This is a genomic window from Mesorhizobium kowhaii (genome assembly GCF_003253745.1).
GTDB lineage: Bacteria > Pseudomonadota > Alphaproteobacteria > Rhizobiales > Rhizobiaceae > Mesorhizobium > Mesorhizobium kowhaii.
In genome coordinates this window covers 982,190-996,062 of the sequence record NZ_MZXV01000032.1, presented here as the reverse complement: position 1 = coordinate 996,062, position 13,873 = coordinate 982,190, and the positions used below count along the sequence as shown (strand labels likewise).

The window sequence follows — 13,873 nt, the reverse complement described above, 5'->3', positions numbered from 1 at the left end:
ATTGCAACCCGGACACGGGAAGCGGAAACCTGTGAAGCGCTCCGATTTGACATTTCAGACACCAAGCAAGCCGAAAGTCACGCCCCGTGCGGTCACAGCGGTGCTCCGCCGCATCATCGCTGAAAACGGCCGTGATTACCGCTGGTCCTACGCTTTTGCCGCGGCCTGCCTGATCGCGGTGTCCGGGACAACCGCCTTCACCGCCTGGGTCATGAGCCCGGTGGTCAACCAGATATTCTATGAACGGCGTGGCGATCTGATCGTGTGGATATGCGCCACCATCATGGCAGCCTTCCTCGTGCGCGGTTTCGCCGGCTATGGCCAGGCGGTGACGCTGGCCAAGGTCGGCAACAATCTGGTGGCGCGCTACCAGAAACGCCTCTTCGACCATCTGATGAAGCTTGGCGTCGGCTTTTTCAGCGACACGCGTTCGGGCCGTCTGGCCGCGCAGATGAACGAGAATGTCAACGGCATCCGCGACCTCCTGTCGATGACGCTGACGTCGATTGCGCGCGATGGCGTGACGCTGCTCGGCCTGCTTGGCGTCATGATCTACCAGGATCCCGTTCTCTCCCTGAGTTCCCTGCTGATCGGGCCGCCGCTGATCTGGACCGTCACCTACCTGATGCGCCGGGTGCGCCGCATTACCCGCGAATCGGTGCAGATCAACTCGCGGCTGATCGGCGCCGTGCAGGAGGCCACGCAAGGCATTGCCATCGTCAAGGCCTTCACCATGGAAGAGGAGCTGTCGCGCCGCATCGGCGCGCTCGCCGACAGCGCCGAGCAGCGGGGAAACAAGATCGCCCGCGTCTCGGAACGGCTGTCGCCGATCTCCGACATGCTGGCCGGCCTCGCCGTCACCGGTGTCATCGCCTATTCCGGCTATCGGGCGATCGTTCTCGGACAGCCGCCGGGTGCGGTGTTTTCCTTCATCACCGCGCTGCTGCTCGCCTATGATCCGGCACGGCGGCTGGCGCGCATGCAGGTCGGCATGGAGCGCGCGCTGGTCAATGCGCGCATGATCTACGAACTTCTCGATATCGAGCCGCAGCAGGGTGACACGCCGGGAGCCGCCGAGGCGAGGTTCACCACGGGCGAAGTGCGTTTCAACAACGTGTCCTTCCGCTATGTCGAGGAGGCGCCGGTGCTGCAGGACCTGAGCTTCGTCGCCGCGGCCGGCAAGATGACCGCCATCGTTGGTGCCTCCGGCGCCGGCAAGACGACGCTGGTGGCGCTGCTGCAGCGCTTCTACGACGTCGAGGCAGGTACGATCGTGATCGACGGCCAGGACATTTCCAAGATCACCAAGCACTCGCTGCGCAGCTCCATCGCCTATGTCTCGCAGCAACCCTATTTGTTCGAAGGCACGATCCGCGACAACATCCGCTATGGCCGGTTGAACGCCACCGATGCCGAGATCGAACAGGCCGCGCGGCAGGCCGAGGCCGACGGCTTCATCCGCCAGCAGCCACAGGGTTACGACACGCCGGTTGGCGAAAACGGCGTGACACTGTCGGGCGGCCAGCGCCAGCGCGTCTCGATCGCCCGCGCCATCGTGCGGCAGGCGCCGATCCTTTTGCTCGACGAGGCGACGTCGGCGCTCGACAACGAGGCCGAGGCCCGGGTCCAGGAAGCGCTGATCCAGGTCATGGAAGGGCGCACCACCATCGTCATCGCCCACCGGCTGTCGACGGTGGTCAATGCCGACCACATCATCGTGCTGGAACAGGGCCATCTGGTCGAACAGGGCACGCATGCCTCGCTGATGGCCGATCCGCACAGCGTCTATGCCCGCTTCCACCGGGTGCAGGGCAAAAAGGGGCTGGGGCTTGTCGATGATGCCAAGCCAATCCAAACTCCGCCGCCGCGCAGCCGCGCGAAAAAGGCGGTCGGGAGACCTTCATGAGCGATATGGGCCTGGTCGTGGTGGGTGCTGCCGGCCGCATGGGCCAGACGCTGATCCGCGCCATCCACACCATTCCGGGCGCCCGGGTCATCGGCGCCGTCGAGCGCGCGGGATCACCCTATCTGGGCAAGGATGCCGGCGAACTTGCCGGCATCGGCCGCATCGACGTGCCGATCGGCGACGATCCGCTGCCGGTCTTCGCCAGGGCCGATGGCGTGCTCGATTTCACCACGCCGGCCTCTAGCGTCGAATTCGCCGGCTACGCGGCGCAGGCGCGCATCGTCCATGTCATCGGCACCACCGGCTGCTCGGTCGACGACAATGCGAAAATCGCGGCGGCGGCGCGCCATGCGATGATCGTCAAGTCGGGCAATATGAGCCTCGGCGTCAATCTTCTGGCGGTGCTGGTCGAACAGGCGGCACGCGCGCTCGACGCCGACGATTTCGATATCGAGATCCTCGAAATGCACCATAAGCACAAGGTCGACGCGCCGTCGGGCACGGCGCTGCTGCTCGGCGAGGCCGCCGCCGCCGGGCGCGGCATCACGCTTACCGGCAATGATGTGCGCGTCCGCGACGGCCACACCGGGGTGCGAAAAACGGGTTCGATCGGCTTCGCCACGCTGCGCGGCGGCTCGGTGGTCGGCGATCACAGCGTGCTGCTGGCCGGCACCGGCGAGCGCATCACGCTGTCCCACCATGCCGAGGACCGCGCCATTTTCGCCCGTGGCGCCGTCAAGGCCGCCCTGTGGGCGCGTGGCCGCAAGCCGGGACTGTATTCGATGCGGGACGTGCTCGGCCTCAGCTGAGCGGCCAAAATCTGCCAATCTGCCAAACTGAAGGGAGCAAACATGTCGAGAACCCTCGTGCTCGTGCGCCACGGCCAGAGCGAATGGAACCTGAAGAACCTGTTCACCGGCTGGCGCGATGTCGACCTGACCGAGCAGGGCCACGCCGAGGCCAAGGCCGCGGGCCAAAAACTCAAGGCGCGCGGCGTGAAATTCGACATCGCCTTCACCTCGGCGCTGATCCGGGCGCAAAAAACCTGCCAGCATATTCTCGACGCCGTCGGCCAGAGCGATCTGAAAACCATCCGCGACCAGGCGCTGAACGAGCGGGACTATGGCGATCTCTCCGGCCTCAACAAGGACGATGCCCGCAAGAAATGGGGCGAGGAGCAGGTGCACGTCTGGCGCCGCTCCTACGACGTGTCGCCGCCCGCCGGCGAAAGCCTGAAGGACACCGGCGCCCGCGTCTGGCCCTACTACCTGCATGACCTGCAGCCGCATGTGCTGCGCGGCGGCACCGTGCTGGTCGCCGCGCACGGCAACTCGCTGCGCGCGCTGATCATGGCACTGGACGGCAAGTCGGGCGAGGAGATCGTCAAACTGGAACTCGGCACCGGCGTGCCGGTCATCTACGAGCTCAATGCCGATTCGACGGTGGCTTCGAAGGAAGTGCTGGACGACTGACGATCCTTGAGCCGGCAAGCACAGTTGGCCATTCTTGATTGGGCATGATCTTTTCCGAAAACCGGTTCCCACTTTTCGGGATCATGCTTTGAAAAAAGCGCGTTGACACACATCGCTTGCCCGCTTACATGAGCCCGCACCAGCCCAGATGGCGGAATTGGTAGACGCGCACGGTTCAGGTCCGTGTTCCGCAAGGAGTGGAGGTTCGAGTCCTCTTCTGGGCACCAAATTCCCGTTTCGAACCATTCGATGGTTCAGAGACCCAAAGAAAAAGCCCGGTTCGTCCGGGCTTTTTTGTTGCCGCCAACCTCTCCTCCCGGCTAGGCGCTCAACAAACCGCTTCAAACTCCGCGGCCGCTTCGGTAGGCTCGAAACCATGTCTCAAACCACCAACCCGATCTTCGGCGCGCGTCGCGATCAGGCGTTCCCAACGCTGGCTGAAGCCGACATCGATCACATGCGCCGGTTCGGCGAGGCCAGCTTCTATGCCGCCGGCGAGCACATCGTCACAGCCGGCGCTGTGGCGCCCGGCTTGATCGTCGTCCTGTCGGGCAGAGTGGACATCACCCAGGATGGCGGGCTCGGCCGGCGCGAAACGATCGTCACGCATGGTCCGGGCAGTTTTGTCGGCGAACTGGCGCAGCTTTCGGCCCGCCCCTCGCTGGTGAATGCGCAGGCCGCCGAGCCGGTGGAGGCGTTCGTCATCCCCTCGCAGAGGCTGCGCGACCTGATGGTGCAGGAGGCCAATCTCGGCGAGCGCATCATGCGGGCGCTGATCCTGCGCCGTGTCGGGCTGCTGGAAAGCGCCACCAGTGGGCCGGTCATCATCGGGCCCGTCGACAACAGCGACGTCTTGCGGCTGCAGGGTTTCCTGGCTCGCAGCGGCCAGCCGCACCGTGTGCTTGATTCCGACAGTGATCCTTGCGCCAAAACCCTGGTCGAGCGCTTCGATGTCGACCCTCATCATCTGCCGATCGTGCTGTGTCCGAACGGCAGGCTGTTGCTCAATCCCGGCGAGAAGGACCTCGCCCGCTGCATCGGCCTGCTGCGGCCGATCGATGCCGACAAATTATACGACGTCGCCATCGTCGGCGCCGGGCCGGCGGGGTTGGCGGCGGCCGTCTATGCGGCGTCCGAAGGGCTGTCGACGATCGTGCTCGATTGCCGGGCCTTCGGCGGACAGGCCGGCGCCTCTTCGCGCATCGAGAACTATCTCGGCTTCCCGACCGGCATTTCGGGCATGGCGCTGATGGCGCGCGCCTACAACCAGGCGCAGAAATTCGGCGTCGAAATGGTGATACCGGACGAGGCGAAGCTGCTGAGCGCTGCGACCGACGGCGCCCGTTACACGCTTGATGTCGGCGACGGCGAGACCGTGCGGACGCGCACCGTGGTGATCGCCAGCGGCGCGCGCTACCGCCGCCTCGATGTCGCCAACCTGGCGCAGTTCGAGGGAACGTGTGTGCATTATTGGGCCTCGCCGATCGAAGCGCGGCTTTGCCAGAGCCAGGAAGTGGCACTGGTCGGCGCCGGCAATTCGGCCGGACAGGCGGCTGTCTACCTGGCCAGCCACGTCCGCAAGGTGACGCTGCTGGCGCGCGGCGGCAGCCTCGATGCCAGCATGTCGCGCTATCTGGTCGAGCGCATCAGGGCGCAGCCGAACATCGAGGTTCTGACCGGGACCGAGGTCGAGGCGCTGGACGGCGACGAGGGCAGTCTTGCCACCGTGCGGTGGCGCAACCGCGCCAGCGGCGCGGAAACGACGCGCCCGATCCGCCACCTCTTTCTGTTCATCGGCGCCGACCCGAATACGGATTGGCTGGCGAACTGCAACGTGGCGCTGGACGCCAAGGGTTTCGTGCGCACCGGATCCGACCTAGGATCGGGGCATGGTGCGATGGAGACGAGCCGCAGCGGGGTGTTTGCCATCGGCGACGTCCGCGCCGGCTCGGTCAAGCGCGTTGCGGCGGCCGTCGGCGAAGGTGCCCAGGTGGTGGCGGCATTGCACGCATATCTCGCGCAAGACGGCAGCCAGGCCGTTACACCGGAACGGATCGGGAGAATGTGATGGCGGATGAATGCAGACATGCGGCTGATATCAAGGACGTGACGCCGAGCGCGCTCGGTTGCGAGGAATGCCTGAAGAGCGGCTCGGAATGGGTGCATCTGCGGCTCTGCCGCACCTGCGGCCATGTCGGCTGCTGCGACGACTCGCCCAATCGTCACGCCACCAAGCATTTTCACGCCACCCGACATCCGATCATCGAGGGCTACGATCCGCCGGAGGGCTGGGGATGGTGCTACATCGACGAGGTCTTTCTCGACCTCGGCGACCGCACCACGCCACAGAACGGTCCGATCCCGCGCTTTTATTGAGCCCGACGTTATCGGGACGCGACTTCAAAATCTGCCGGCGAAGTATCGATATCCCAGCCATCCCGCCAGCGCGACCGAAGCGATCCAGATACAAGCGATGATCACCGCGGCGCTGCGGCTCACTGGCCTGTCAACGGCAAGGGCGGCGGCCTGTCTGTGTTCCGCCATCACCTCGGGCGGTATCATCTTGATCACGGCAAGGACGCCCAAGGGGACCAGGATCACATCGTCGAGGTAGCCAATCACCGGGATGAAATCGGGGATCAGGTCGATTGGGGACAAGGCGTAGCCTGCGACACACAAGGCAAGCGCCTTGGCGTACCACGGCGTTCGGGGATCGCCTGCGGCGAGGTAGAGCGCATGCACGTCGCGCTTGATCGTCCGCGCCCATTCACTCAGTGCCATTGGATGACTTTAGCGCCAAACGACAACGCACCGATAGCGCACGCCAAGCGCCTGGCCGTTCCTCCTTGCCGGCCGCCCCGAAGAACTGACGACCACCGGTCTAACGCACGGAGCCTGTGACGGTCGGGTCGATCGTGCCGGGAACGGATTTGCGTTCGTTGCCGGCCAGTGCGGCTATGATCAGCAGGCTGGCGACAACCGGCACGAACAGGATGGCAACGCGGGCTTGCACGTAAAAGATGGCGCGCCATTCGTTGCGCTTGTCGGGGCTGTTGCTCATCATACTCACTTTGTCAGGCCCCCCGGGGGGTGACATAGCCGAAAACGGTTAAGCATCCCCTTCCGACATTGTTAACCCGGCGGAATTGAGGCCGAAGTTTTGGTGGCATCCCGGCTTCAGCCCAGCCCGATCCGCCTTGCGCCTTGCCGGAACAGCGCCACGGCGTCCGGCTCGAAGCGGAAGGTGCCGATGAAATCGTCGACGCCATAGTTCGGCAACGTCTTGCGGATGGCGGCGGCAAAGCCGCGCGCCTCGTCGAGGCGTCCCGCCAGCGCCAGGCAGTGTGCTGCGATCGCCAGGATGATGGCGTGGGCGTTGGGCCGCGCCGCCGCCTTCAGCGCCCATTCGGCCGCCTCCTCGAACTGGCCGAGCCGGACATGCGCCATCGCCCGCGCCCCCAGCATGCCGAACAGCAGCGGGTCGAACGGGCTGAGATGGCGCGAATGGTCGGACGAGCCGATCGCCGCCTGCGGGTCGCCCGACTGCGAGTGGACGAAGGACAGCGCGTAGTGGCCAAGCGCGAAGTTGGGGCTGAGATCGACCGCCCGTTCCAGCTCGAGCAGCGAGCCGTCCTGCTCGCCGCGCAGCCACAGCGCCCGGCCCATCGCCCAGTGCGCGGCCGGATTGTGGTCGTCGACCAGCAGGCTGTGGCCGGCGCTCTCGAAGGCCAGCCCACTTTCCCGGTCGCGGTCGCCCCAGCGCTGGAAGGCGTTCTGCCAATGGGTGAAGGACAGGCCGGCATAGGCGCGGGCAAAGGTGGGATCGAGCTGCACGGCCATATCGAAGAAATGCCGCGCGTGCTCGTTCTCGGCCTGGGTGAAGCGGTACATGTGCCAGAGGCCGCGATGATAGGCCTCCCAGGCGTTGAGCGAATTGGGCGCCTTCAGCATGGCGCGGTTGCGCTCGACCGTTTCGATCTCGGCCGAAATCGATGAGACGATGCTGTTGCCGATATCGTCAAGCACGCCGAAGATGTCGTCGGGCCGGCGCTCGAACGTCTCGGCCCAGACGATCCTGGCCGTGCGCACCTCGATGAGTTCGACGCTGACAATGAGGCGGCCGGGCGGGCTGCGTACGGTGCCGGTGGCGACATAGTCGACATTCAGCCGGCGCCCGGCATCCTCAGGCGCGATGTTCTTCTCGGCCAGTGCAAACACCGATCCGCGCGCGATGACAAAGAAATCCCTGAGCTTGGCCAGGCGGGTGATGATGTCGTGGGTGAAACCGTCGGCGAGCCCGCCGCGCGTGCCGCCGGTTTCCTCGACAAACGGCATTACCGCCAGCGAAGCGTGGCTGGGCTCGACCGGACCGGCGTCGTCGGGTGCGGCGACCAGACGCGACACTGCGGACAGGCAGGCAGGTTGTGCCCGGAACGAAGCACCTGACCGTTGCTCGCGCATCGCCCGCCAGGCGGCGTGGACCGGTCCGAAATCGAGCGCCTCCGACTGGAACAGCCGAGCCGCCGACGCCAAATGATCCTCGGCGGCGCCGATCTCGCCGCGCTCGGCCAGATTGGCCAGCAGTGCCACATGCGCGCGCGTGTCGAATGGCGCCAGCTCGACCCATTTGTCGAGATACGCGGACACATCCGGTGTGTCAGCCGGATGGTTTGCGGCAAGCTGCTCCAGCACGGCGGCATGGCATGAGTGAAAGCGGCGGCGTTGAGCGACCAGCCAGCTGTTGAAATGCGGGCTGCGTTCGAGCTCCAGCCCGTCGAGGAAATCGCCGGCGAACAGTTTTGCCAGCGCCCGTAGCCGCTCCACGTCAAGGGCGCCGATCCCTTGCGCGGCAGCGTTGGTGACCTCCAGCGCATCAACCGGGCAATCGCTCAGATCAAGCGCGACCGTGTCGCCTTGCGTGGAGACGCGGCGCCGGTCGGGCTCGTCGAGAACGCCGCGCAGCTTGCTGAGGCACCAGCGCAGCTCGCCACGGGGGTCGTTGGGCACGTCCCACAACAGCTCGCACAGGCGACTGCGGCCAACGGCGTGCGGCGCCAGCGCCAGATAAGCAAACAGCGCCCGCAGCTTGCGTGAGGCCGGCAGCGCCACCGGAACGCCGTTGCGGGAGATCGTCAGCGATCCAAGCAGGCGCACGGATAGGCCGGTCGCTTCGCCGTCCAGCCTCGATGTGGCGGATTCCACGTGCGTTTCCACGCCTGCTCCCACGCTGGCCTGTCGGCCTCTCCTGTACCACCGAACGCGACACGGCGCATCCGGCTGCGAATTTCGCGCCGGATACCGCCATTGCCGCATCGCCGGCATGTCTGTCCTATCGCGGCAAGGTCTCGAAACCTCGCCGCCCAAGCCGCCGGTTTGTAACCGGCTTGTGATGGAAAACGATCGAGGAGATCAAAGATGTTGCATCAGCAGAAAATCAGGACCACGGCCGGGCGCGGCCACCTGTTCGACAGCATTCTCGACACCGTCGGCGACACGCCGGTGGTCCGCATCAACAATCTGGGGCCGGCCCATGCGACGATCTATGTGAAGGCCGAGTTCTTCAACCCCGGCGCCTCGGTGAAGGACCGGCTGGCGCTCAACATCATCGAGGAGGGTGAGCGCAGCGGCGCGCTGAAGCCGGGCCAGACCATCGTCGAAGCGACCAGCGGCAACACCGGCATCGGGCTGGCCATGGTCTGCGCGCAGAAGGGCTATCCGCTGGTCGTCACCATGGCCGACAGTTTTTCCGTCGAGCGCCGCAAGCTGATGCGCATGCTGGGGGCCAAGGTGGTGCTGACGCCGCGCGCCGAGAAGGGTTTTGGCATGTACAAGAAGGCGGTGGAGCTGGCTGAGGCCAATGGCTGGTTCCTCGCCCGCCAGTTCGAGACGGCGGCCAATGCCGCCATCCACGAGGCGACGACGGCGCGCGAGATCATCAACGATTTCGCCGGTTCGCGGCTCGACTGCTTCGTCACCGGCTATGGCACCGGCGGCACGGTCGTCGGCGTGGCGCGCGTGCTGCGGCGGGAACGGCCGGACACCCGCATTGTGCTGTCCGAGCCGGCCAACGCGCAGCTCATCGGCAGCGGCAAGGCGCAGCAGCGCGGTGCCGATGGCGCTCCCGCCGCCACCCACCCGGCCTTCGAGCCGCACCCGATCCAGGGCTGGACGCCGGACTTCATCCCCAATGTGCTGCAGGAAGCGATCGACGCCAGCCTCTATGACGAGGTGATGCCGATTGCCGGGCCCGAGGGCATCAAATGGGCCAAGGCGCTGGCACGCCAGGAAGGCATCTTCACCGGCATTTCCGGCGGCGCCACCTTCGCCGTGGCGCGGCAGGTCGCCGAACGGGCGCCAGCCGGCGCGGTGATCCTGTGCATGCTGCCCGACACCGGCGAGCGCTACATGTCGACGCCGCTGTTCGACGGCATCGAGGCCGAGATGGACGCCGACGAGATCGCCCTGTCGCGCTCGACGCCCGGCTGCCAGTTCCCGGCGGCTTGAGGGAGGACCGGTCATGGACGCGGCGCAGGAAACCCTTGGCATGATGGCGGAGGAAACGCTTGACCCCCGGGACTGGGCCGATGTGCAGGCCCTGTCGCACCGGATCGTCGACGATGCCGTCGCTCATCTGCGCGATGTCAGGGAGCGTCCGGTGTGGCAGGAGATGCCTGGCGAGGTGCGGGCATTCTTCACCGCACCTTTGCCGCGATCGCCATCGCCGCTCGCCGATGTCTATGCCGAGGTCGCACGCAATGTGATGCCCTATCCGATGGGCAACATCCATCCGCGCTTCTGGTCCTGGTACATGGGGTCGAGCAACCTTGCCGGCGCTCTCGGCGACTTCCTCGCGGCAATCCAGGGCTCCAATCTCGGCGGCGGCAACCATGCCGCCGGGCTGATGGACAGCCAGGTGGTGAACTGGTGCAAGCAGATGCTGGGTTTTCCTGCTTCTGCCGGCGGCACGCTGGTCAGCGGCGGCTCGATGGCCAACATCATCGGGCTGACGGTAGCGCGCAACGCCAAGGCCGGCATCGACGTGCGCGAGCATGGCGTTGCCGCCATCGAGAAGCCGTTGCGTTTCTACGGCTCGGACCAGATCCATTCCTGCCACCGCAAGGCGATGGAGGCGCTCGGCCTCGGCAACCGGGCGCTGCGCCGCATCCCGACCGATGCCGGACTGCGCATCGACATCGCTGCCTTGCGCGCAGCGATTGCCGAGGACCGCGCGGCCGGATTCAAGCCGGCCTGCGTCATTGGCACGGCCGGCACGGTCAACACCGGCGCGATCGACGACCTGCAGGCGCTTGCCAAATTGGCGCATGAGGAAGGCCTCTGGTTCCATGTCGACGGCTGCATTGGTGCGCTGATCGCCATCGCGCCCGAAAATGCCCATCGCGTCGCCGGCATCGAATGGGCCGATTCGGTCGCGCTCGACCCGCACAAATGGCTGCACGCGCCGTTCGAGGTTGGCTGCGCCCTGGTCAGGGATGCCGTCGCGCATCGCAAGACCTTCGCCGTGACGCCGGAATTTCTGGAATCGACACCGCGCGGCCTCGCCTCCGGCGAATGGCTGCATGATTACGGCTTGCAGACGACGCGCGGGTTTCGCGCGCTCAAGGTGTGGATGGCGCTGAAGGAGCATGGCAGCGACAAGTTCGGCCGCCTGATCGACCAGAACATCGCGCAGGCGGGTTATCTCGCCGGGCTGATCGAGGCCGAGCCGGAACTGGAGCTCGCCGCCTCGCCAACCATCAACATCGTCTGTTTCCGCTATCAGCCCGGTTTGAGGGGCGAGGCGCTGAAGGCGCTCAACACCGAAATCATGCTGCGACTGCAGGAAGAGGGCATTGCAGCACTCTCCGACACCACGGTGCATGGCCAGCACTGGCTGCGGGTGGCAATCACCAACCACCGCACCCGGCGCGAGGATCTCGACCTTCTGGTGCGTCAAGTGACGAGGCTGGGACGGCAGATCGCGGCGCAGCGTCCTGCGTCTTCCTAGTTCCCGGCAGGCATGCGATTCTGCCGCCATGATTCGGGAGATCGAGACCGTGACGCTGTTTCGCATGGCTGCACTTGCTGCCTTGGTCTTCACCAGTTCGGCCGAGGCCACCGAGATGGCCTTCTTCGTCAAGAACCTGCGCAAGGAAGCGGTTGCTGTCGAGCTGTTCAGCCGCGACCGCGAAACGGTCTGGCCGGGCAACGATCAGGTGTTTCTGATCGATCCCGGTTCGCAGAAATCGGTGCCGCTCACCTGCAATCAGGGCGAACACATCTGCTACGGCGCCTGGGTCGATGGCAACGACAGCATCTCCGCCGGCGTTGGGCCGGACAATGACCAGCCCTGCGACACCTGCTGCTTCATCTGTGTGGAACACACGACCGAGACGATCGATCTGGTGCCCTAAGGTGTGTCGATATTCAGGTGATGCCGGCCTGCAAACGGCGGGTTCCTGCGCTTCCGGTGCTCACGTACTTTAAGTACGCTCCGCTCCGGTTCTCGGAACCCACCATTTTCGGCTCGGCCTGACCTGAATCTCAACACACCTCAATGCATGTCGTCCAAAGCATGTCCTCGAGCTTGACCCGGGGATGCTCGGCGGTTTTGGGAGAACGACATGCGTAAAAACAAAACCTAGAGCAGTCAGACCCAAATTAAGTCAGGGATCGGTTCAGCCGACCCACTTCCGCGATTCAATGCAGCGTGCCATGGTCGCACCGCGGCCGGGTAGGCCGTGTCTTTCCAGGGGGTTACCATGTTTTACGCCTATGCGCGCCGCACGCTGGCCGCGCTGTCTCTCGTCATGCTGGTCGCGCCGTCGGCACATGCCGGCGACGTTACGTTTGCCATCAAGAACAGCCATCCCAATGCCATGCGCCTTGAGCTTTACAGCCAGGACCGCGACTATGTCTGGCCGGGCAACGACCAGGATTTTTACCTCAATGACGGCGAGACCAAGTCCTTGCCGATATCCTGCAACGAAGGGGAATCGATCTGTTACGGCGCCTGGGTCGATGGCGACGAGGAGACCTATTGGGGCGTCGGCCCCGGCAACAAGGAAAAATGCGACGATTGCTGCTATACCTGCAGCGGCGGCGAGACCGAGGAAATTGATCTGGTCCCCTGACCGGTTTGCCAGCTTGACGGTTTTCCTGTTGGAGCCATAGAGCAATTCCAGGAAAAGTGTGAAACGGTTTTCCCGGGAAAAGCGCGTAGCGCTTCCCCTAGGGAATTGCGTTAAAACATAGCCTGCACAAACACCCAAAGCGCGTCGCGTCTGTCCGTTTGGACGCGACGTGCTCCAGGCAACAGGAGGCTAGCCATGGCCGGCATGGTCGAAAGCGACAAGATCGACGTCGGGTTCTCCGGCAAGCGCTGCATCCATTCGCGCAACTGCGTGCTTGGCGATCCGCACGTCTTCGTGCCCAACGCACCGGGGCAATGGATCCATCCCGAGGCGGCCAGCGTCGAGAAGATCGTCGCCATCGCCGAAAGCTGCCCCTCGGGCGCCATCACCTACGTCAGGAAGGATGGCGGGCCGCAGGAACGGCCGCCGGTGGTCAACACGGTGCGTCTGCGGGAAAACGGCCCGCTGGCCGTACACGCCGAGATCGTGCTCGACGGCGAGACTTTTTATCGCGCCACGCTCTGCCGCTGCGGCGCTTCGGAAAACAAGCCGTTCTGCGACGGCAGCCACAACAAATCTGGTTTCACCGCCACCGGTGAGCCGCCGCTGAAGGACACGCCGGCGCTGGAAACGCGCGACGGTCCGCTCAAGGTCACCCCGACGAAGGACGGCCCGCTCAAGCTCGAGGGCAATCTGGAGATCGTCACCGGCACCGGCCACACCGTCGATCGCACGCAACGCACCTTCCTCTGCCGTTGCGGCCACTCGGCCAACAAGCCGTTTTGCGATGGGACGCATAAAAAGATCGGCTTCGTGGCATGAAAGGCCGTTCGCCAGCGTTAGTGTAGGATGAGGGTCCGCGCTCAGGAGGAAATCCATCATGCGCACCATGATCGTTCTCGCTCTGCTTGCCTTTGCCATCCCCGCCTACGCCGCCAATCATGCGGTCCAGATCAAGGGCATGAAATTCAACCCGTCGAAAATCTCGGTCGCCGTCGGCGATACCGTCACCTTCACCAATGCCGACCCGATGACCCACACCGCCACCGCGCTTGACGGCTCCTTCGACACCGGCCATCTCGCCACCGGCAAGAGCGCCAAGGTCAAGATATCAGCTGCCGGCGCACACCCATTCCATTGTGCGATCCATAGCTCGATGAAAGGCACTGTCACGGCGAAATAGCGGCATCTCGCCAGACTCCCTTCGGTCATGGCCCGAAGACTTCCGGCGTCGGCGGGAGATGGTCAATAAGTGCTGCGGCCAAAGCTACCGATCTCCCCCAGACGGAGAGATCAAGTCCTCATCATGATCATCACGTGTTGGCCCAGCGCTCGCTGCTTTATCGGCCGGCCTGTATCGGCTA

The 13,873-nt window shown here is 64.9% G+C and carries 14 protein-coding genes and 1 tRNA gene; 12 read left to right on the top strand and 3 right to left on the bottom strand.

From position 1 onward, the window contains the following. Window positions 1-46: 46 nt before the first annotated feature. From B5V02_RS17600 to B5V02_RS17575, 6 genes are all read left to right on the top strand, one after another. Window positions 47-1,906 carry an ABC transporter ATP-binding protein gene (locus B5V02_RS17600; protein WP_111545473.1) on the top strand — a complete coding sequence of 620 codons (1,860 nt, stop codon included), beginning with the start codon at window positions 47-49 and terminating at the stop codon, window positions 1,904-1,906. Continuing rightward, window positions 1,903-2,715 carry a 4-hydroxy-tetrahydrodipicolinate reductase gene (dapB, locus tag B5V02_RS17595; protein ID WP_111545342.1) on the top strand — a complete coding sequence of 271 codons (813 nt, stop codon included), beginning with the start codon at window positions 1,903-1,905 and terminating at the stop codon, window positions 2,713-2,715. Before B5V02_RS17600 ends, dapB begins: the two co-directional genes overlap by 4 nt. Before the next feature lie 42 nt (window positions 2,716-2,757). Next, window positions 2,758-3,378, top strand: coding sequence for a 2,3-bisphosphoglycerate-dependent phosphoglycerate mutase (locus tag B5V02_RS17590; RefSeq protein WP_111545341.1), 621 nt, complete (start codon window positions 2,758-2,760; stop codon window positions 3,376-3,378). Between the two features lie 142 nt (window positions 3,379-3,520). After that, a tRNA-Leu gene (locus tag B5V02_RS17585) sits at window positions 3,521-3,605 on the top strand. 149 nt (window positions 3,606-3,754) lie between these two features. Next, window positions 3,755-5,446, top strand: a complete 1,692-nt coding sequence (locus B5V02_RS17580; RefSeq protein WP_111545340.1) for an FAD-dependent oxidoreductase — start codon at window positions 3,755-3,757, stop codon at window positions 5,444-5,446. After that, window positions 5,446-5,754, top strand: coding sequence for a UBP-type zinc finger domain-containing protein (locus B5V02_RS17575; protein ID WP_111545339.1), 309 nt, complete (start codon window positions 5,446-5,448; stop codon window positions 5,752-5,754). Before B5V02_RS17580 ends, B5V02_RS17575 begins: the two co-directional genes overlap by 1 nt. Window positions 5,755-5,778: 24 nt before the next feature. Here the strand turns inward: B5V02_RS17575 and B5V02_RS17570 are convergent, their stop codons facing one another. The 3 genes from B5V02_RS17570 to B5V02_RS17560 form a co-directional block, all read right to left on the bottom strand. Beyond that, window positions 5,779-6,159: a YkvA family protein gene (locus tag B5V02_RS17570; RefSeq protein ID WP_111545338.1), complete on the bottom strand. Its 381-nt coding sequence runs from the start codon at window positions 6,157-6,159 to the stop codon at window positions 5,779-5,781. A gap of 100 nt (window positions 6,160-6,259) precedes the next feature. Next, window positions 6,260-6,439 carry a hypothetical protein gene (locus tag B5V02_RS17565; RefSeq protein ID WP_167458518.1) on the bottom strand — a complete coding sequence of 60 codons (180 nt, stop codon included), beginning with the start codon at window positions 6,437-6,439 and terminating at the stop codon, window positions 6,260-6,262. Between the two features lie 116 nt (window positions 6,440-6,555). Beyond that, complete coding sequence (locus B5V02_RS17560) at window positions 6,556-8,580, bottom strand: transcriptional regulator (protein ID WP_245445957.1); 2,025 nt, start codon at window positions 8,578-8,580, stop codon at window positions 6,556-6,558. A gap of 213 nt (window positions 8,581-8,793) precedes the next feature. Here B5V02_RS17560 and cysK point away from each other — a divergent pair, with 213 nt between their 5' ends. The 6 genes from cysK to B5V02_RS17530 all read left to right on the top strand — a co-directional run bounded on the left by cysK (window position 8,794) and on the right by B5V02_RS17530 (window position 13,692). Further along, window positions 8,794-9,882: a cysteine synthase A gene (cysK, locus tag B5V02_RS17555; protein WP_111545336.1), complete on the top strand. Its 1,089-nt coding sequence runs from the start codon at window positions 8,794-8,796 to the stop codon at window positions 9,880-9,882. 13 nt (window positions 9,883-9,895) lie between these two features. Beyond that, complete coding sequence (locus B5V02_RS17550) at window positions 9,896-11,383, top strand: pyridoxal phosphate-dependent decarboxylase family protein (protein WP_111545335.1); 1,488 nt, start codon at window positions 9,896-9,898, stop codon at window positions 11,381-11,383. Window positions 11,384-11,411: 28 nt separating this feature from the next. Continuing rightward, a complete protein-coding gene (locus B5V02_RS17545; protein WP_245445955.1) occupies window positions 11,412-11,789 on the top strand; it encodes a hypothetical protein in 378 nt (125 codons plus the stop codon). A gap of 348 nt (window positions 11,790-12,137) precedes the next feature. Next, window positions 12,138-12,509, top strand: a complete 372-nt coding sequence (locus tag B5V02_RS17540) for a hypothetical protein (RefSeq protein WP_111545334.1) — start codon at window positions 12,138-12,140, stop codon at window positions 12,507-12,509. 195 nt (window positions 12,510-12,704) lie between these two features. Then, window positions 12,705-13,331, top strand: a complete 627-nt coding sequence (locus tag B5V02_RS17535) for a CDGSH iron-sulfur domain-containing protein (RefSeq protein ID WP_111545333.1) — start codon at window positions 12,705-12,707, stop codon at window positions 13,329-13,331. 58 nt (window positions 13,332-13,389) lie between these two features. Then, window positions 13,390-13,692, top strand: a complete 303-nt coding sequence (locus B5V02_RS17530) for a cupredoxin domain-containing protein (protein WP_111545332.1) — start codon at window positions 13,390-13,392, stop codon at window positions 13,690-13,692. Window positions 13,693-13,873: the final 181 nt, after the last annotated feature.